General features: G+C 38.7%; 10 protein-coding genes. 8 read left to right on the plus strand and 2 right to left on the minus strand.

What is annotated here, in order from left to right:
* Positions 1–142 precede the first annotated feature (142 nt).
* Positions 143–586 carry an Hsp20 family protein gene (locus OC457_RS18970; RefSeq protein ID WP_080173836.1) on the minus strand — a complete coding sequence of 148 codons (444 nt, stop codon included), beginning with the start codon at positions 584–586 and terminating at the stop codon, positions 143–145.
* 541 nt (positions 587–1127) lie between these two features.
* Between OC457_RS18970 and OC457_RS18975 the strand changes: the two genes are divergently transcribed.
* The 7 genes from OC457_RS18975 to OC457_RS19005 all read left to right on the plus strand — a co-directional run bounded on the left by OC457_RS18975 (position 1128) and on the right by OC457_RS19005 (position 20874).
* The gene (locus OC457_RS18975) at positions 1128–2336 is read left to right on the plus strand and encodes an efflux RND transporter periplasmic adaptor subunit (RefSeq protein ID WP_080173835.1); all 1209 of its coding nucleotides are present in this window, start codon (positions 1128–1130) and stop codon (positions 2334–2336) included.
* 3 nt (positions 2337–2339) lie between these two features.
* A complete protein-coding gene (locus OC457_RS18980) occupies positions 2340–5462 on the plus strand; it encodes an efflux RND transporter permease subunit (protein WP_080173834.1) in 3123 nt (1040 codons plus the stop codon).
* A gap of 400 nt (positions 5463–5862) precedes the next feature.
* Positions 5863–15243, plus strand: a complete 9381-nt coding sequence (locus tag OC457_RS18985) for a retention module-containing protein (protein ID WP_262054082.1) — start codon at positions 5863–5865, stop codon at positions 15241–15243.
* A gap of 77 nt (positions 15244–15320) precedes the next feature.
* Positions 15321–17498, plus strand: coding sequence for a type I secretion system permease/ATPase (locus OC457_RS18990; protein WP_080173832.1), 2178 nt, complete (start codon positions 15321–15323; stop codon positions 17496–17498).
* Positions 17491–18873 carry an HlyD family type I secretion periplasmic adaptor subunit gene (locus OC457_RS18995; protein WP_080173831.1) on the plus strand — a complete coding sequence of 461 codons (1383 nt, stop codon included), beginning with the start codon at positions 17491–17493 and terminating at the stop codon, positions 18871–18873. Before OC457_RS18990 ends, OC457_RS18995 begins: the two co-directional genes overlap by 8 nt.
* Before the next feature lie 22 nt (positions 18874–18895).
* Entirely contained in the window at positions 18896–20275 is a 1380-nt protein-coding gene (locus OC457_RS19000) for a TolC family outer membrane protein (RefSeq protein WP_080173830.1), read from the plus strand.
* Positions 20272–20874, plus strand: a complete 603-nt coding sequence (locus OC457_RS19005; RefSeq protein ID WP_080173829.1) for an OmpA family protein — start codon at positions 20272–20274, stop codon at positions 20872–20874. The genes OC457_RS19000 and OC457_RS19005 overlap by 4 nt, the downstream gene beginning before the upstream one ends.
* An 82-nt stretch (positions 20875–20956) precedes the next feature.
* On the opposite strand, the gene OC457_RS19010 is transcribed toward OC457_RS19005, so the two are convergent.
* Positions 20957–21268 carry a hypothetical protein gene (locus tag OC457_RS19010; protein WP_235866903.1) on the minus strand — a complete coding sequence of 104 codons (312 nt, stop codon included), beginning with the start codon at positions 21266–21268 and terminating at the stop codon, positions 20957–20959.
* A gap of 420 nt (positions 21269–21688) precedes the next feature.
* Here OC457_RS19010 and OC457_RS19015 point away from each other — a divergent pair, with 420 nt between their 5' ends.
* Positions 21689–22444, plus strand: coding sequence for a ZIP family metal transporter (locus OC457_RS19015; RefSeq protein WP_080173828.1), 756 nt, complete (start codon positions 21689–21691; stop codon positions 22442–22444).
* The last annotated feature ends 165 nt before the right edge of the window (positions 22445–22609 follow it).

Genomic DNA, 22609 nt, shown 5'->3' on the forward strand with positions numbered 1-22609 from the left:
CAATCCAACTAAATTTATTTAAATAACCCATAATAGGGTTGAATAATGATGGAGCTATTAGGTCATTGCCAAAATAGTGGCGATATTGATGAAGCTAATAGCTCAACGTTATTACGAGAGGAGCACTTACAGCTGACGAGGTTTATTCGGCAGTCGGTGCTACTGATGCTGATTGACCAATTGCAATCTTACGTGGTTGCATCGCTTCTGGTACTTCACGGAAAAGATCAATATGTAGCAGACCATTTTCAAGATTAGCACCAACAACGCTTACGTAATCAGCAAGTTGGAATTTACGTTCAAAGTTACGCTCAGCAATACCCTGGTAAATAAAGTTCTTGCCTTCTTCTGGTGCACGAGTACCAGTCACAACAAGCATATTCTCGTTTTGAGTAAGATCTAAACGCTCTTCAGAGAAACCAGCAACCGCCATAGTGATACGGTAGTTATTCTCATCCGTTTGTTCGATATTGTACGGAGGGTATCCCGCAGCTTGGGTTTTAGTGTTGCTTGCTTCAACAAGGTTAAACAAGCGATCAAAACCAATAGCATGGCGGTATAGGGGAGTGAAATCTACATTACGCATAAAAACTATCCTCAATAATAAGCAATAGTCTTAGTTGTTTGTTAAGTTTGTCGTTATTGACTAAAGGACTTAACAGCGAACTAAGTGAATCAATTCTTTATAGAGTATCGATTCGTTATATAAGTGCTAATAAGGCATTCCCTAATAAGGCGAATCTTAGTAGCAGATTGAACTCCATTCGGCAGTTCGTGTAATTAATATATGCTTCCGGTGGTTCTTCGTCAACATCTTTTGATTAGTTTTTCTAATCTTTTTCTGTGGTATTTAATAACCTGCTGATTTTAAAAAACTATCAACACCAAAAAATTGTACTGTGTTTTATTGTAGAGATGTATTTGTTGATTATCCATCAGCATTTCACCGTATTTTAATTTTTTCTCTACTTATTATTTATAGAAATGAGGGCAGAAAATACCTTTTCAAGCATTATTTAGTATATAAATGAGATTTTTTCCCTATCAGCAACACACTATGCAGACATGTCCTACACTCAAATTAAAGCAATGGTTTGTTTTGGTTTGCTAGTAAGGGATTGAATAGCATGAGTGTCATCATAAGACGCTATTTACCGATAGTGATTTTATTGCTGTTTGCAGGGTTATCAGCAGGGTTATTATTAAATAGACCTCAACCTCAGCAAAAAATAATTGAAAAGATTGTGCCAGTGCTTGATGTTATGCAAGTACAAAAACAGCAGTTGCGTTTTACTGTTCATTCTTATGGGATGGTTAAACCTAAGCATCAAGCAGAATTAGTTGCGCAAGTAAGTGGCATTGTTAACCGTGTATCCCCTGTCTTTGCGGTCGGGCAATTTGTACGAAAAGGGCAAGTGTTAGCGTATTTAGATGACAATGATTACCATGCAGATCTTGCTCAGGCACAGGCAACGTTAGCCCAAGCACAAGCGAAACTTGAACAAGAAATTGCGCATGGGATCGTAGCAAAAAAGAATTTACGTCATGTGGCCGTCGCTAAGCAGTCAGCGTTAGGATTACGAATTCCACAACGAAAACAAGAACAAGCGAACGTTAAATTTGCACAAGCAGCATTAGCACGTGCCCAACGTAACGTTGCTCGTACAAGTATTACTGCACCCTTTGATGGTTTAATTACAGAGAAAGCGGTTAATATTGGTACTCATGTTAATGTCGGCGAGCAACTTGGGCGTATATTTGGCACCGATGTCGCTCGTGTTCGCCTTCCCGTAACACCACAAGCTTTTTCATTCCTTGATACAAACTCACTCAATACTCACGTTATATTAGCCTCAGAGCGTCTTGGTCAGCCTTATCAACATTGGCAAGCTGATTATATTGGCACTGAAGGGATTATCGATCAGCAAAGCCGAATGGTTTACCTGATTGTTGATGTGATAGACCCTTATCAATTACAGCTACCTCGCTCACAGCGTACTGAGGTTCTAAAATTTGGGACGTTTGTTACCGCTAATGTTGCCGCTAAACCGATTGATAATGCAATAAAGTTACAACGTCATATGGTGAGAAATAATCATGTAATATTGGTTAATAGTGATGGATTAACTCAAATGCGAAAAGTAGTTATTGCACGTACCGATCTTGATTATGCTTATATTAGTGGCGGGTTAGATGAAGATGAATTAGTGTCATTAACTTGGCCTGATAATCATTTAGACGGTACAGAAGTTACCCCAATCTTTAATACCTCTTCATCTGCGGCACAAGCAACACTCACACTGATGCATACTAAAGGTACTGAGGACGGAGAGTAAAGAATGGAATCATCAGGGATCATTGCTTGGTTTACGCGTAATCATGTCGCTGCTAATTTATTGATGTTACTGGTGATGGTTGGTGGTTTATTTTCAGTCAATCTTATTAATAAAGAGATATTTCCCGCTTTTGGTACTCATAAAATTACTATTACTACTCAATATACTGGGGCCGCTGCTGAGGATGTAGAACAAGGGATCACAGTTAAAATTGAACAAGCCATTGATGATCTTGCTGATATTAAAAGAGTAACAGCGGTGGCTAATCAAGGCAGTGGAACGGTTACGGTTGAACTAGAGAATGATGCCGATCTCAATAAAGTTTTAGATGAGGTAAAACAGCGAGTTAATAATATTACGACATTCCCTGCTCAAATGGAGCCGCCATTGATTCAACGGGCGGAATTTATGAGTAATGTGATGTTTTTATCAATATATGGTGATTTGAGTGATCGACAACTCAAACGTTATGCTCAAGTTGTCAAAGATGAAATTATTCAACAAACCAGTGCGACAGCGGTAACGGTTAGCGGAATAAGAAATGATGAAATAGCAATTGAAATAGCGGCACAACAACTGCGTGATCATGATGTTACCATTGAACAAATAGCGCAGGTATTACAACAACGCTCACTGGATTTACCTGCGGGAGCAATTAAAGCTCAAGATGGTGATGTATTAGTTCGCACTACAGAACAACTTTATCAAGGCGATCAATTTGCCAATATAGTATTACGCACTAATGCTGATGGAAGCCGACTACGCTTGTCTGATATTGCCACTGTAACGGATGGGTTTGTTGAACAAGCAGTGCTTAATCGGTTTAATCAACAACGTGCCGCCGTAATACAAATTCGCAATCTTCCTAATCAAGACGCAACACGAATATCACGACAAATTAGTAATTATGTGACGAATAAAAAAGCTCAATTACCTGCTGGTATCCATATTGATAAATGGGCTGATATGTCACATTACCTAGAAGGGCGACTTAACATGATGTTGTCTAATATGGTGTATGGCGGATTGTTGGTGTTTATTATTCTTGCGATTTTTCTTGAAGTGAGATTAGCATTTTGGGTAATACTAGGGCTGCCTTTTTGTTTTCTTGGTACGCTACTGTTTATGCCATTAGAAATGATTAATATATCAATTAATTTATTGTCTTTATTTGGATTTATTTTAGTGCTTGGCATCGTGGTTGATGATGCCATTGTTGTTGGAGAAAGTGTCTATTCAGTGGTAGAACAAAAAGGACAAACAATTAATCATGTTATTCAAGGGGCAAAGCGAGTTGCTATTCCGGCAACTTTTGGTGTATTAACGACCATGGCGGCATTTGTGCCGATGTTATTGTCAGACAGTCCCCGCACTGAATTTTTTAAGGCCATTGGATGGGTGGTTATTTTATGTTTAACATTTTCTTTGATTGAATCTAAATTAATTTTACCTGCGCATTTAGCTCGCTCGCGATTAGTACAACAACGATCTTGGAATAATCCTATAGTCCGGATGAAACAACGTTTTAATCAGGCAGTAAATCAATTTATTTATGTTCATTATCGCCGTTTTATTCACTTAGCAATAATGCATCGATATAGCGTCCTAGCGACATTTGTCGGCGTATTATGTTTAGCGTTAGCATTGGTGTTTAGTGGACAGTTACGCTGGGTATTCTTTCCTAAATTACCCTCTGATTATATTCAAGTATTGGTGGAAATGAATGACTCTAATTCAAAAGCCAATAATGTTAAGGTTATTAATCAATTAGAGCAGGCATTGTATGTAACTGATAACGAAATATATCAGCAGCAGGGTGTACATGTGGTGAAGCATAGTTTTGTTAATATGCGAGATAATAACAATATGTTTGTATTGGTTGAATTAGAAAAAGGTGAGAGTTTACCCATTACCAGTTTTGAAATTTTAAATAAATGGAAACACCATATTCCACCATTATCTGGCGTTAAAACTATTGCTTATGAAGCATCTATTGATCGTCAGAAAAGTGATATTCAGTACCGATTACAAGGTGAGAATAGTCGGCAACTTTTACAAGCAGCAGCACAATTAAAGCAGCAACTTGAACGCTATCAAGGCGTTTTTAATATTGAAGATGATTTATCTGCACCAACTCAAGAGATTAATATTACGTTAACACCAATCGGTAAGTTATTAGGTTTATCCGTTGCTAATCTGACCAATCAAGTTCGACATGCTTTTCATGGTATTGAAGTTCAGCGTATTTTACGTAATAACGAAGAAGTAAAAGTAATGGTTCGCTATCCCATTGATGAACGTCGTAGTGTTGGTTATTTACAAAATATGAAAGTGGTATTGGCAAACGGGACGTTAGTGCCATTTTCTGAAGTAGCGACTGTTGATTTTATATCGGCATTAAACAGTATTAATCGTGTAGATAAACGGCGAACACTGATCGTTAGTGCAAATGTTTATAAAGATAAAGCCTCTCCATCTGACATATATAACACGATAAATAAAGATTATTTACCGCTATTACGTCAACAATATCCAACAGTTACTATTCAATTGGATGGACAAGCTAAAGAAGAGTCTGAAACCAAAGGCAGTCTAATTCGTGATGCAGTATTAGCGTTGTTTGCTATTTTTGCATTAATGGCGATTCCATTACGTTCATATACTCAGCCATTAATTATTATGTCAGTGATCCCTTTTGGTATTATCGGTGCGATTGCCGGACATTATTTTGCCGATATTTCACTTAATTTACTGAGTGTTTTTGGTATTTTGGCATTATCTGGTGTGGTGGTGAATGATTCTTTAGTGCTGGTGGTATTTATCAATCGAGCATTAAAACAAGGTGCCCCTATTTATGATGCTGTTACCGATGCCGGTTGTTGTCGTTTTCGTGCCATAGTATTGACATCATTAACTACTTTTTTTGGTTTAGCGCCTATTTTACTTGAGACGAGTTTACAGGCACAAATTGTAATCCCGATGGCAACCTCATTAGCATTTGGGATCTTATTTGCAACAGTAGTTACTTTAATATTAGTGCCTGCTCTGTATTTGATTCTGAATGATGTCAAACAAGCTTGTCGTTATTTATTACATTATTGGTGGCGTCCACATTTAGATAAATAACAATATCTAAATTTTTATGTAGGACTAAATAATATTAAAGATTGGTATGGTTTAATATAAGAATAATAAAACATCTCTTTTTCTATAAATGTTTTATAAAAAAAACAAGCATTAACAAGCAAACCAATTAATTATTATTATAATATGTTTAAAAAAAAGTAATAGATTTAATTTGTATTATTTGCTCTAAAAGTAATCAAATGTTTCCCTTGTGTTTTAAATTATAATGAATATTGTTTTTTTTAATAAATGTTATTCATTAGATAAACATTTGAAATTGACTTATATAGATCACAGTGCATAATCGATTAATGCTTATTTAGTATTTATTGTTTATCGATTATTTGATTATTTGATTATTTGATTATTGTATCTCTTAGTCATTAGTAAGGGTTTTTACATGAAAGTGTTTGCAACGTCTCTCACAGGTAAAGTTCAAGATATTCATGGACGAATTATTATTAATAATAATGGTTCGATTGAAACTGTTGTTTTAGGACAAATAATACCCGCGGGAGCGGAATTACAATTTAATGATAATGCAACACTAACCCTTGCCACAGAGAATAACCAACAAATATTACTCGATGGTGAAAGCCAACAAATATTATCAGAATCAACAATAACTCCAATTAATAATGATAGTTCTGATATTGAAAATATTCAGGCATTAATCGCATCTGGCGATGATCCAACTATTCATACAAAAGCGACAGCAGCAGGATCACCAACGCATGCTGGTGGATTTGATTTTGTTACGCTTCAGCGTAATGGCGATGAACTTTTAGCGACTACTGATTATTCAACAGCAGGTCAGCCTAAATCTATTTTAGAATCAGATGAGTTATTTAATAACACTATTCGTCATGAAGGTATTATTGCAAAAGTAGATAATTATACCGTTGCTGAAGACGATAAAATCGTATTACACCTATTAGATAACGACACCAGTGTTTCTGGGGATCCTTTATCGATAGGCTCAATTAATGGAACACCTTTAACGGGTGGTGATCAAATTATTAATGTTGATCATGGACATATCTCGATTACTACTGACGGCACTATCACCTTCATTCCTAAATCTAATTTTAACGGTGACGTTAATGTTGATTATACCGTAACTGATGGTACCTCAACTCAAAGTAGCCATACTTCTATTGTTGTAACCCCCGTGAACGATGCTCCTGTGGCACAGCCTGATACCCTACATGTGGATGAAGAGACGGTTACCGCGATTGATTTGACCACAAATGATACTGATTTAGACGGTGATACGCTGCATGTGACCAAGATCAATGGCACGGCGTTAACAGGTAAAGACCAAATCATCAACGTGGCCGGTGGATCTATTCATATTGAGGATGGCGCAATGACCTACCATGCCTCAAAAGTCATGGCGGGTGACAGTGCAGAACATAATATTCACTATACGGTAAGTGATGGGCACTTAGAGGCCTCATCCACATTGACGGTCGGTGTGAATGCCGCTCCTGTGGCACAGCCTGATACCCTACATGTGGATGAAGAGACGGTTACCGCGATTGATTTGACCACAAATGATACTGATTTAGACGGTGATACGCTGCATGTGACTAAGATCAATGGCACGGCGTTAACAGGTAAAGACCAAATTATCAACGTGGCCGGTGGATCTATTCATATTGAGGATGGCGCAATGACCTACCATGCCTCAAAAGTCATGGCGGGTGACAGTGCAGAACATAATATTCACTATACGGTAAGTGATGGGCACTTAGAGGCCTCATCCACATTGACGGTCGGTGTGAATGCCGCTCCTGTGGCACAGCCTGATACCCTACATGTGGATGAAGAGACGGTTACCGCGATTGATTTGACCACAAATGATACTGATTTAGACGGTGATACGCTGCATGTGACTAAGATCAATGGCACGGCGTTAACAGGTAAAGACCAAATCATCAACGTGGCCGGTGGATCTATTCATATTGAGGATGGCGCAATGACCTACCATGCCTCAAAAGTCATGGCGGGTGACAGTGCAGAACATAATATTCACTATACGGTAAGTGATGGGCACTTAGAGGCCTCATCCACATTGACGGTCGGTGTGAATGCCGCTCCTGTGGCACAGCCTGATACCCTACATGTGGATGAAGAGACGGTTACCGCGATTGATTTGACCACAAATGATACTGATTTAGACGGTGATACGCTGCATGTGACCAAGATCAATGGCACGGCGTTAACAGGTAAAGACCAAATTATCAACGTGGCCGGTGGATCTATTCATATTGAGGATGGCGCAATGACCTACCATGCCTCAAAAGTCATGGCGGGTGACAGTGCAGAACATAATATTCACTATACGGTAAGTGATGGGCACTTAGAGGCCTCATCCACATTGACGGTCGGTGTGAATGCCGCTCCTGTGGCACAGCCTGATACCCTACATGTGGATGAAGAGACGGTTACCGCGATTGATTTGACCACAAATGATACTGATTTAGACGGTGATACGCTGCATGTGACCAAGATCAATGGCACGGCGTTAACAGGTAAAGACCAAATCATCAACGTGGCCGGTGGATCTATTCATATTGAGGATGGCGCAATGACCTACCATGCCTCAAAAGTCATGGCGGGTGACAGTGCAGAACATAATATTCACTATACGGTAAGTGATGGGCACTTAGAGGCCTCATCCACATTGACGGTCGGTGTGAATGCCGCTCCTGTGGCACAGCCTGATACCCTACATGTGGATGAAGAGACGGTTACCGCGATTGATTTGACCACAAATGATACTGATTTAGACGGTGATACGCTGCATGTGACCAAGATCAATGGCACGGCGTTAACAGGTAAAGACCAAATTATCAACGTGGCCGGTGGATCTATTCATATTGAGGATGGCGCAATGACCTACCATGCCTCAAAAGTCATGGCGGGTGACAGTGCAGAACATAATATTCACTATACGGTAAGTGATGGGCACTTAGAGGCCTCATCCACATTGACGGTCGGTGTGAATGCCGCTCCTGTGGCACAGCCTGATACCCTACATGTGGATGAAGAGACGGTTACCGCGATTGATTTGACCACAAATGATACTGATTTAGACGGTGATACGCTGCATGTGACCAAGATCAATGGCACGGCGTTAACAGGTAAAGACCAAATCATCAACGTGGCCGGTGGATCTATTCATATTGAGGATGGCGCAATGACCTACCATGCCTCAAAAGTCATGGCGGGTGACAGTGCAGAACATAATATTCACTATACGGTAAGTGATGGGCACTTAGAGGCCTCATCCACATTGACGGTCGGTGTGAATGCCGCTCCTGTGGCACAGCCTGATACCCTACATGTGGATGAAGAGACGGTTACCGCGATTGATTTGACCACAAATGATACTGATTTAGACGGTGATACGCTGCATGTGACCAAGATCAATGGCACGGCGTTAACAGGTAAAGACCAAATCATCAACGTGGCCGGTGGATCTATTCATATTGAGGATGGCGCAATGACCTACCATGCCTCAAAAGTCATGGCGGGTGACAGTGCAGAACATAATATTCACTATACGGTAAGTGATGGGCACTTAGAGGCCTCATCCACATTGACGGTCGGTGTGAATGCCGCTCCTGTGGCACAGCCTGATACCCTACATGTGGATGAAGAGACGGTTACCGCGATTGATTTGACCACAAATGATACTGATTTAGACGGTGATACGCTGCATGTGACCAAGATCAATGGCACGGCGTTAACAGGTAAAGACCAAATCATCAACGTGGCCGGTGGATCTATTCATATTGAGGATGGCGCAATGACCTACCATGCCTCAAAAGTCATGGCGGGTGACAGTGCAGAACATAATATTCACTATACGGTAAGTGATGGGCACTTAGAGGCCTCATCCACATTGACGGTCGGTGTGAATGCCGCTCCTGTGGCACAGCCTGATACCCTACATGTGGATGAAGAGACGGTTACCGCGATTGATTTGACCACAAATGATACTGATTTAGACGGTGATACGCTGCATGTGACCAAGATCAATGGCACGGCGTTAACAGGTAAAGACCAAATTATCAACGTGGCCGGTGGATCTATTCATATTGAGGATGGCGCAATGACCTACCATGCCTCAAAAGTCATGGCGGGTGACAGTGCAGAACATAATATTCACTATACGGTAAGTGATGGGCACTTAGAGGCCTCATCCACATTGACGGTCGGTGTGAATGCCGCTCCTGTGGCACAGCCTGATACCCTACATGTGGATGAAGAGACGGTTACCGCGATTGATTTGACCACAAATGATACTGATTTAGACGGTGATACGCTGCATGTGACCAAGATCAATGGCACGGCGTTAACAGGTAAAGACCAAATTATCAACGTGGCCGGTGGATCTATTCATATTGAGGATGGCGCAATGACCTACCATGCCTCAAAAGTCATGGCGGGTGACAGTGCAGAACATAATATTCACTATACGGTAAGTGATGGGCACTTAGAGGCCTCATCCACATTGACGGTCGGTGTGAATGCCGCTCCTGTGGCACAGCCTGATACCCTACATGTGGATGAAGAGACGGTTACCGCGATTGATTTGACCACAAATGATACTGATTTAGACGGTGATACGCTGCATGTGACCAAGATCAATGGCACGGCGTTAACAGGTAAAGACCAAATCATCAACGTGGCCGGTGGATCTATTCATATTGAGGATGGCGCAATGACCTACCATGCCTCAAAAGTCATGGCGGGTGACAGTGCAGAACATAATATTCACTATACGGTAAGTGATGGGCACTTAGAGGCCTCATCCACATTGACGGTCGGTGTGAATGCCGCTCCTGTGGCACAGCCTGATACCCTACATGTGGATGAAGAGACGGTTACCGCGATTGATTTGACCACAAATGATACTGATTTAGACGGTGATACGCTGCATGTGACCAAGATCAATGGCACGGCGTTAACAGGTAAAGACCAAATCATCAACGTGGCCGGTGGATCTATTCATATTGAGGATGGCGCAATGACCTACCATGCCTCAAAAGTCATGGCGGGTGACAGTGCAGAACATAATATTCACTATACGGTAAGTGATGGGCACTTAGAGGCCTCATCCACATTGACGGTCGGTGTGAATGCCGCTCCTGTGGCACAGCCTGATACCCTACATGTGGATGAAGAGACGGTTACCGCGATTGATTTGACCACAAATGATACTGATTTAGACGGTGATACGCTGCATGTGACCAAGATCAATGGCACGGCGTTAACAGGTAAAGACCAAATCATCAACGTGGCCGGTGGATCTATTCATATTGAGGATGGCGCAATGACCTACCATGCCTCAAAAGTCATGGCGGGTGACAGTGCAGAACATAATATTCACTATACGGTAAGTGATGGGCACTTAGAGGCCTCATCCACATTGACGGTCGGTGTGAATGCCGCTCCTGTGGCACAGCCTGATACCCTACATGTGGATGAAGAGACGGTTACCGCGATTGATTTGACCACAAATGATACTGATTTAGACGGTGATACGCTGCATGTGACCAAGATCAATGGCACGGCGTTAACAGGTAAAGACCAAATTATCAACGTGGCCGGTGGATCTATTCATATTGAGGATGGCGCAATGACCTACCATGCCTCAAAAGTCATGGCGGGTGACAGTGCAGAACATAATATTCACTATACGGTAAGTGATGGGCACTTAGAGGCCTCATCCACATTGACGGTCGGTGTGAATGCCGCTCCTGTGGCACAGCCTGATACCCTACATGTGGATGAAGAGACGGTTACCGCGATTGATTTGACCACAAATGATACTGATTTAGACGGTGATACGCTGCATGTGACCAAGATCAATGGCACGGCGTTAACAGGTAAAGACCAAATCATCAACGTGGCCGGTGGATCTATTCATATTGAGGATGGCGCAATGACCTACCATGCCTCAAAAGTCATGGCGGGTGACAGTGCAGAACATAATATTCACTATACGGTAAGTGATGGGCACTTAGAGGCCTCATCCACATTGACGGTCGGTGTGAATGCCGCTCCTGTGGCACAGCCTGATACCCTACATGTGGATGAAGAGACGGTTACCGCGATTGATTTGACCACAAATGATACTGATTTAGACGGTGATACGCTGCATGTGACCAAGATCAATGGCACGGCGTTAACAGGTAAAGACCAAATCATCAACGTGGCCGGTGGATCTATTCATATTGAGGATGGCGCAATGACCTACCATGCCTCAAAAGTCATGGCGGGTGACAGTGCAGAACATAATATTCACTATACGGTAAGTGATGGGCACTTAGAGGCCTCATCCACATTGACGGTCGGTGTGAATGCCGCTCCTGTGGCACAGCCTGATACCCTACATGTGGATGAAGAGACGGTTACCGCGATTGATTTGACCACAAATGATACTGATTTAGACGGTGATACGCTGCATGTGACCAAGATCAATGGCACGGCGTTAACAGGTAAAGACCAAATTATCAACGTGGCCGGTGGATCTATTCATATTGAGGATGGCGCAATGACCTACCATGCCTCAAAAGTCATGGCGGGTGACAGTGCAGAACATAATATTCACTATACGGTAAGTGATGGGCACTTAGAGGCCTCATCCACATTGACGGTCGGTGTGAATGCCGCTCCTGTGGCACAGCCTGATACCCTACATGTGGATGAAGAGACGGTTACCGCGATTGATTTGACCACAAATGATACTGATTTAGACGGTGATACGCTGCATGTGACCAAGATCAATGGCACGGCGTTAACAGGTAAAGACCAAATCATCAACGTGGCCGGTGGATCTATTCATATTGAGGATGGCGCAATGACCTACCATGCCTCAAAAGTCATGGCGGGTGACAGTGCAGAACATAATATTCACTATACGGTAAGTGATGGGCACTTAGAGGCCTCATCCACATTGACGGTCGGTGTGAATGCCGCTCCTGTGGCACAGCCTGATACCCTACATGTGGATGAAGAGACGGTTACCGCGATTGATTTGACCACAAATGATACTGATTTAGACGGTGATACGCTGCATGTGACCAAGATCAATGGCACGGCGTTAACAGGTAAAGACCAAATTATCAACGTGGCCGGTGGATCTATTCATATTGAGGATGGCGCAATGACCTACCATGCTTCAGAAGTCACTGCTAATAGTAATGTGGAGAATAAAATTGACTACACAGTATCTGATGGACAGTTATCTTCAAGTTCAACAGCAACAATTGTAGTTAAACCTATAGTGGATCCTGTTAACGTAAAAGTAACCGTTGATCTTGATGGCGCGGAAATTAAGTCACCATTAGGTGTGACAAAGCATTATACATCTTGGAATTATGTTGTTAGAGAGTATGGTAAAGATGCGCATACATTGACTGCCAATACGGATATGAAAAATATTATTAATGATGGTGAAGCTTATCGTGGTATGGGATCTCACGATAATTTATCGGCATGGCAAGCAACCGACCAAGGAAAAGGCAGTGTTTTAATTGGTGGTGACGGTGATTTAACGAATAATCATAAGGTAACAGGTGACGGGCAAGATTCACTTTACGGTGGCTACGGCAATGATATTTTGGTTGGTGAACAAGGTAATGATGCTTTATATGGCAACAGAGGTATAGATACTGCTGTTTATTCTAGAAAATTCAGTGATTATAATATTACGGCGAATATTATTGATACATCGAATCGTGGTGGTGATCATAAATTTACAGTAACGGATAAATTGTATAATCCGCATAGCTCAAAGTTAGACAATGAAGGTCAAGATCAATTATATAATATCGAGCGTTTACAATTTTCTGACGGTACTTATTATTGGAATGAAGGCTCTCAATCATGGGAACCTGAAGCTATTACAGTGACTTATCCAATTAATATTGATGCGGCACTTACAGATACTGATGGCAGCGAAGAAATCACAAGAATTGATATTTCAGGAATCCCTAAAGACTCTGTACTTTATGATGATGCTCATAACCAGCTTGGTGTTGCTGATGCTGATGGCCATATTGTATTAATGCCTTCAGATTGGGGCTTACAAAGCCCTGATCATATTCATGTTAAATTAAATAATTTACATTTAGAAGTTGCTGCAGATCGCGCGAGTAATATTGCATTAACTGTAACAGCAACTGGACATGAAAAAGGAACTACACAATCAGCAATTGGTTCTGATACGACAACCTTGAACCATTATACTCACCAAGATGGTAGTTATGGCGATAACCAAATTGAAGGTGATCAAAATAATAATATTGTTGTTGGTGATACAACGGGATTACAAATTACTCAAGGTGAAAATTATAATATTGCATTTATACTTGATACCTCTGGTAGCATGTTCTATAGAGATGATAAAAGTGCGTTTGATAGTGTAAATGAAGCTTTAAAGCAGATTGATATTGTATTGACTAAATTAAAAAATGACACGATGGATGAACATTCTGGTCATATTAATGTAGGATTAATTGATTTTAGTGATACAGCATTATCATTGTCGATAGATTTAGGGAAGTATCAGTCAGGTGATTTAGTTAAAATGTACCTGGATGATAAAATTCCGAAAGGTAGTAATACTAATTATAAAGCGGCATTTGAAGCTACAACAAAGTGGTTTGAATCGAAAGATATAATTAATAATCATGGTAATAATTCAACATATTTCTTTACTGATGGCAGACCTAATGTCATTACCGATAGTAATGGTTACACATCTAAAGAGGGTGATATTACAAAAGAATCATTAGCTGCATTTGATAAATTAAAAGTAGTGTCTCCAATTGTTGATGCTATTGGTATGGAACAAGATGTTAATGCTTCTGATTTAGAAACCTATGATACTGATGGTCATGTACATGCTCATATTAATGCAGATCAAATTGCAAATATTGTTCTAGGTACAGAAACTCAGCTAACTCAAGGTAATGATAATATTCATGGTAATGATGGGCATGATATTATTTTCGGTGACATTATTAAATTTAATAGTACATCAGATCTCCAAGGGTTTGATGCATTAAAAGAGTATATTGCACAGCAAGAAGAAACTTCAGTATCTAACGTTAGTACTTATAATGTTGATAAATATATTCAAATACATATTGGGGAATTTGATCTCTCTCATTCTCATGATGGTAATGATATTCTTCATGGTGATAACGGTAATGATTTGATTTTTGGTCAAGGTGGTGATGACCAATTATTTGGTGGGCTAGGTAATGATATATTACTGGGTGGATCAGGTAATGATTTATTGAAAGGTGATACTGGTAATGATGTACTTATCGGTGGTCAAGGAAATGATGAATTATGGGGTGGAGAAGGGAAAGATACTTTCTCTTGGAATCATAATTTGTCTAATCATGATACTGATCATATAAAAGATTTTAATATCCATGAAGATAAATTAAATCTAAGTGACTTATTACATAATACGACTGAAAATACAATTGATCATTATTTAACTCTTCATCAAGATGGTAATGATACCGTTCTTTCTGTAAATGTAGATGCGAGAAATGACGTTGAGCAAAATATTGTTTTAGATAATACAAAACTTGGTGATGTGAAAGCGAATCTTGGCGTGATTACTAATAACTTATTACATTTCGATGGTGATAAATTAATATTAGAACATCATAGTGAGCATGTTAATTCAGTCTATGAACCAATGGTATTACCTCATCAGTTGATCGATGAACATAATAATTAAATGAGTCGGTAATTAAATAGAGGCTAGAGTCGTCTAGCCTCATTAATTTTTTAATTTCTATATTAGAGATATATGTAGTGACAACAGTAAATAAGTCTCAGCCTGAACAATGGACGATTCCGGCATCATTTAAAGCAACGGAAGATCCATTATTAGATTGTTTAGTCTTATTGTCCGAATATTATGGCAATCCTTGCAGTGCTGATGCATTAACTGTTGGATTGCCTTTATCTGATGCTTGGTTAACCGCAGAGTTATTACCACAAGCAGCAGATAGAGCAGGATTATCTGCAAAATTAATTCGAAAAGAATTAAATGATATATCATCATTATTAATGCCATGTATTTTATTATTAAAAGATAAGCGTGCTTGTTTATTACGTAAAATAGACCATGATACGCAAATGGCAATTATTCAGTTACCTGAAAATGGTGGCGAATCTGAATTATCGATTGAGGAATTATCACAATTATTTGTTGGGTATGTTTTCTTAATAAAGAAACAATACCGTGGTGATCAGAGTCTCGATTTATACCAACATGAACAACAAGGTCATTGGCTCTGGTCGATGATTAAAAATGCAGCTCCAATTTATAAAGATGCATTAATAGCCTCGATATTAGTGAATCTGTTTGCTTTGATTTCACCATTATTTATGATGAATATCTACGATAAAATTTTACCAAATTTAGCTTATGAGTCGTTATGGGTACTGGCTAGCGGTGCTGCAATTGCGTTTACCTTTGATTTTATTATGCGACATATGCGTAGTCATTTAATTGATATTGCAGGTAAAAAAATTGATATTGTCGTCTCATCAAAGCTGTTTGCTAAAGTTATGGGCTTACCATTAGAAAAACGAGCCACAAGTATTGGTGGAATGGCGCGGCAATTAGGTGAATTTGATAGTATTCGTGACATGTTAACGTCTGCAACAATAACGACACTCGTTGATTTACCTTTTGCTATTTTTTTCCTGGCTATAATTTATTTTGTTGCCGGTGATCTTGCGGTAATCCCTCTATGTTCAGGATTGCTTATTATAGGCTATACCTTATATTTGCAACCACGTTTAAAAACGGCGGTAGATGAAAGTAATAAATTCTCTAGTGTTAAACATGGCCATTTAATTGAATGTTTATCAGCAACCGAAGCGATTAAATCAAATGTTGCTGAAGGTATAGTTCAGCGTTCTTGGCAACAAATGATTTCACATACTGCGAATTGGCAATTAAAAGTTAAAGAACTTTCTAATTCTGTTAGTTATTTTGCAACATATATTACGCAACTAACTGCTATTGCTGTGGTTATTTTAGGTGTTTATCGTGTCGCTGATAGTGAAATTTCTATGGGTGGAATTATTGCTGCGGTAATGCTTTCTGGTCGTGTTGTATCACCAATGGCGCAGCTGGCAAATTTACTGACACGAGGAAACCAAACTGCCAGTTCATTACGTCAATTAGATACCTTAATGCAAGGTGAAGATGAATTTGAAGATAAAGGTCATTTAATTAGTCGATCTCAATTAAAAGGTGATATTCAAGCCGATCATATTCAATTTAGTTATCCATCAAGTGAATATCCTGCATTAAATACAGCCTCTTTTATTATTAATGCTGGTGAGCGTATTGCTATTATTGGTAAAAATGGGTCAGGGAAAACATCGTTAGCAAAAATGTTAGCTGGATTATACCAACCAACAGCAGGACATTTACGTTTTGATGGTATAGATAGCAAACAAATTCATCCGGCAGATTTACGCAGAAATATTGGTTATATGCCACAGGATATTACGTTATTTCATGGAACTATCCGCGATAATATTATGTTCGGTACGCGTCAAGTTACTGAACATCAATTAATTCGAGCAGTTAAGTTATCAGGTGTTGATGTCTTTACATCGAGTGATTCAGAAGGGTTAGATAAACAAGTTGGCGAGGGTGGTTTTTCGCTATCGCGCGGCCAACGTCAATCAGTTGCACTTGCACGAGCTATTTTAAATGATCCTGCAATTTTATTAATGGATGAACCAACAGCCAGTATGGATGCTTTTGCTGAGAAGCAGTTTATGCGTTCTATGGCAAGCGCGACTCATAATAAAACGGTTATTTTAATAACACATAAAATGTCATTACTGCCATTGGTTGATCGAATTATTGTTCTTGAAAAAGGACGAATTATTTTAGATGGCCCAAGCGATCAGGTATTAAAATCATTAAGTCGTGGTATAAGTACAGGAGCAGATCATGCCTAAGCAATTAAATTCTGAAGAACTAAGCATGGTTGATGATGTGTATGGTGCGATGATGTTATCGTCGCCTAAAAAACATCGTATAGTTATTCGAGCATTGATGGCTTTTATTATTTGCTTTTTTGTCTGGGCTTATTTTGCTTCTCTCGATGTAGTTACTCGAGGTACAGGAAAAGTTATTCCTTCGTCTCAAATTCAAATAATTCAAAGTTTGGATGGAGGGATATTACAAAATATGTACGTAACAGAAGGTATGGCTGTTAAGAAAGGACAACCTTTAGCTCGTATTGATGCAACTCGTTTTCGATCTGACCTTGCTCAACAAGAAGATGAAGAAGGAAGTTTGCGAGCAAATATTATTCGATTACAACAAGAAATAGCAGACATACATTTAAATTCAACATCACTTGATTGGCATAAACAAATAATCGTGGATGATAAGCCATTAGTTTATCCCCAAAATTTATTAAAAATTGAATCTGTATTATTAACTCGACAACAGGAAGAATATCATGGGCGTCTTTCTGAATTAAATAATCAATTATCAATTTTAGCAGCACAAATTGTTCAAAAAGAACAAGAGAATGAATCAATTAATTCTCAAATTAGAACATTAAAAAATAGTTTAAGTTTAGTTGTTAAAGAATTAACAATGACTAAACCAATGGCAGAGAAAGGTATTGTATCCGAAGTTGAATTATTAAAACTTCAACGTCAGGTTAACGATATTAAAGGTGATTTATCAAAACTTTATTTACAGCAACCAAAAACGTTAGCTGCACGAGATGAAGCTATATTTAAGCGCAGAGATGCTGCACTTAGTTATAATAAAGATGCTCGAGCAAAATTAAATGAACTAGAAAGTCGATTATCACGATTAGTTGAAGCTCAAGTTGGATCACAAGATAAAGTAGATCGTACGGTTATTACTTCACCTGTAAATGGCACTATTAAATCGATTCATATTAATACTATTGGTGGTGTGGTTAAGCCTGGTGCCGATATTATTGAAATTGTACCAACAGAAGATCAATTAGTTATTGAAGCAAAAATAAAACCTAAAGATATTGCTTTTTTACATCCAGGATTACCTGCTGTTGTTAAAATCACAGCTTATAATTTTACACGTTATGGTGGTTTAGATGGAACATTAGAGCATATTAGCGCTGATACTTCACAAGATAAAAAGGGTAATAGTTTTTATTTAGTTCGTATTAGAACAAAACATTCTCAGCTTATTAAAAAAGATGGTACGCCAATGCCTATAATTCCAGGAATGTTGACAACTGTTGATATTATTTCAGGGAAAAGAACAGTATTGGATTATATCTTAAACCCTATTTTAAGAGCTAAAGATACAGCATTTAAAGAACGATAATTTTCACTTAAGGAGATAATAAATGAAGACACCGATTGCTCAGTCGTTGAAAAGAACATTTACGGCAATGGCAGTAGTCTCGGTATTAGTGCCTGCAACAAGTGAAGCTCAAACAATAGAGCAAGCAGTTGCATCTACAATCACAACAAATCCGACTATTCGTCAAGCTTATACGCGCTTTAAAGTGCGTGAAGAACAAGTAGTACAAGCAAAAGCAGGTTATTTGCCTTCTTTAGATTTAACTGCTGGTTATGGTTGGGAACAAACTGATACACCATCAAGTCGAGCACAAGCTAGAGCAACAAATGGTGACGAAAAAACAGACTTAAATCGCCGAGAAGTAGGTTTAAGTCTTCGTCAAACATTATTTGATGGTTTTTTAACAAGTAGTGAAGTTCATCGATTTAACCATGAAACAAGTTCTGATCAATGGAACTTATTTGCAGCAGCAGAAGATAGTGGCTTAGAAGCCATTAAAGTATATTTACATTTGATGGAAGCTGATCAAGATGTGCAGTTGGCTGAAAAAAACTTAGGTAGACATCAGCATATATTTGAACAAATTAAGCAAAAAACAGCATCAGGTTTAGGATCAATTGCTGATTTATCACAGAGCAAAGGCCGTTTAGCTCGAGCACAATCAAATTTAGTTGCTGCTAAAAATAACTATGCAGATGCTCGTAGTCAGTTTATTAAAGTGGTTAATGAAGAGCCTGAAGATTTACGTCAACCTGTGCCAGATGCGGTTATGCTACCTAAATCTTTAGATGCTGCGTTGGCACAAGCAAAGGCGAATAATCCGACATTAAAAGTAGCTTCAAATGATATTGAAGCAGCTAAATATGAGCGTAAATCAACGCAATCAAACTATTACCCTACAGTGAGCCTTGATCTTGGTGGTAATTGGGATGAAAACGTCGGTGGTGTTAGTGGTCATAATAATGATCTTCAGGCAATGGTACGGATGAAATACAATCTGTTTGCAGGTGGTAAAGATGTTTCTCGTGATAGAGAAGCAGCATACAAGCTTGTAAATGCTCAAGCACTACAACAACGTTCATACCGAGAAGTAATTGATGGTACAACATTAGCTTGGAATGCATATCAATTTGTTAATGAGCAAAAAGGTTATATTCACGATCATGTTATAGCTGCTGAAGAAACCCAGTCATCTTATGCTCAACAGTTTAAATTGGGTCAACGTTCATTACTTGATGTATTAGATTCAGAAAATGAGTTATTTCAAGCACGTAAAGATTATTTGAAAGCTGAATATGATGAACTTATTGCACAATATCGAGTATTAAACGCGACGGGTCAGTTGCTATCTTCATTACGAGTAACTCAGCCTAAAGCATGGTATGGCGAAAAAACGTATGAAGGTGGAGTGAAAAAAGCATGAATAAGAGCATTAAGTATTCAGTAACAGCTGTTGTATTAGGTTTGTCATTAGCTGGTTGCAGTAATAAAATTATATCAATGAATGATAGCCATCAAGTAAACGATCTTCGTGATTTAGATCATGATGGTGTGATTGAAGCTCGTGAACATTGTAGCAATACTATTTTAGGATCGTCTGTTGATAATGATGGTTGTGGTTCTAAATCTAAATTTATTGTACGCCAAGATTTACATATTAACTTCATAAATGATTCAGCAACAATTGCTCCTCAATATCAAGGTCAAATTTCTCAATTAGCTGATTTTATGGATAAATATCCGAAATCGAAAGTAACGATTGAAGGGTATAGCAGTAAAGTTGGAGGTTATGATTATAATATTGCGTTATCTCAACGACGAGCAAATAATGTTGCCTCTGATTTAGAAAACCATTTTGGTATTACGGCTAATCGCATTAAGGCTATTGGCTATGGCTATGCACATTTATTAGATAATGGCACAACAGAACTAGCTCATCAAAAAAATAGACGTATTGTCGCTGCTGTTAGTGGGCTTGATAAAAAAATAGATTATAAGTGGACTATCTATACTAAAAATTAATCATTAACGGCTGCATATTTGCAGCCGTTTTTATTTTAATAGTTATGGCTAGATAATATTAGAATGAGAAGAACGGTAATTATTATTTTTTCGCTGTATTTTTACTGGATAAGCAGTCAGTGTAATTCTTAAAGCCTTTTTGTTGGCATTCAATCACATTCTTTTTCATTTGGTTGAGTTCGGTATGATCACGGACAGAATAAATATTGCCATTAGTGCAATTAATTGAAATAACACCATTTGGTTCAAAATGATAACCTTCAACGTCGCTACCACAGGGATTAAACCCAACTCCGGCATCGACACTTACTCTTGTTGGAATCGTACGTATACTTTCAGTTACACATCCGACTAATGATAAACAAAATAGACATGTAATAATAAACTGGTTCATATAATAAGAGTGCTTTAAATAATAATTTGTAAAATGAAGATTATAAATGAAATGACAATTAATATCTTGTTATGAAAGGGTAATGAACAAAAATAAAAATGCGAACATACTTTAATAAGACAGAATGTTATCAGTATATTTTAGGATTTTAAATTATCATCATTGATTATTGTAATGATGGGGATTGTTCTGGCTGTTAAGATTTATATAAGAATCTATTTTTTGTTAATTATATGATTAATATGTTTTTTTTTGTTGGTTTCACTAATGAGTAATGTACTGCGGTTACGTTGATGAAGCGTAAAAATGAGAAATGGTGAATATTATTGCTATATGGAATTAATGTTTTACATTCAAATCGTTCGCAGAGTCACACAGTAAGTGCTATAAAGTCGGCTGTTTAACGATGCGGAATACACCATGAATCTCGATGAATTTAAAATATTATCAGTAGTGCTTATTTTTGTGACTACTGTTCTTGCTGGATTGTATCCGTTTCTACGTAAATTTAAAACGACACGACCATTAGAATCACCCGCGGCAGAAGCTTTAGCATCGGGTGTTTTTCTTGGGGCGGGTCTTATTCATATGCTGGGTGATGCTTCAAAATCATTCTTAGATCATGGTATTGAATACCCGATAGCTTTTGTATTGGCTGGTTGTGTATTTTTATTATTATTATGGTTTGAACACTTAGGTCGTCGCTTAGACGAACATGGTGATAGTAATAGCCCAGCGTTTGCTATTTTAGCGATGGTTATTTTATCTATCCATTCGTTACTTGCGGGTACAGTACTTGGATTAAGTGGTTCAATTACAATGATGGTCATGATCCTCATTGCTATTTTAGCGCATAAATGGGCCGCAAGTTTTTCACTGGCAGTCCAATTAAGCAAAAGCCGTTTATCATTACGTCAATCGTTATTAATGTTTGGGTTATTTACGTTAATGTTGCCACTCGGGGTTGCGTTAGGCTCAGGTATTTTAGAATACACCAACAGTTATCCGTTATTAGAGCCTATCTTTTATTCGTTAGCTGCAGGTACCTTTTTATATCTCGGTACATTGCATGGTTTAAAACAGTCAACCATGGTTGATAAATGCTGTGATTTAAAGAATTTTACTTTCGTTGTGGTTGGCTTTCTATTAATGGCTGTAGTGGCGATTTGGACTTGATTGTTTTATTACGCTAAATTCCTCCTTATTGTCCGCGTTAGTTGCTTCTAACTAATGCGGAACTGCTTTCTCTGGGAATAACCCTAACGTCATTACATAATTTCGTACTTGAGTTAGAAACTGATAGGGTAATTATTTAAAAGTTGATCCCCCTCACGTGCGATG

The sequence above is a fragment of the Photobacterium toruni genome (genome assembly GCF_024529955.1).
Taxonomy (GTDB): Bacteria; Pseudomonadota; Gammaproteobacteria; order Enterobacterales; family Vibrionaceae; genus Photobacterium; species Photobacterium toruni.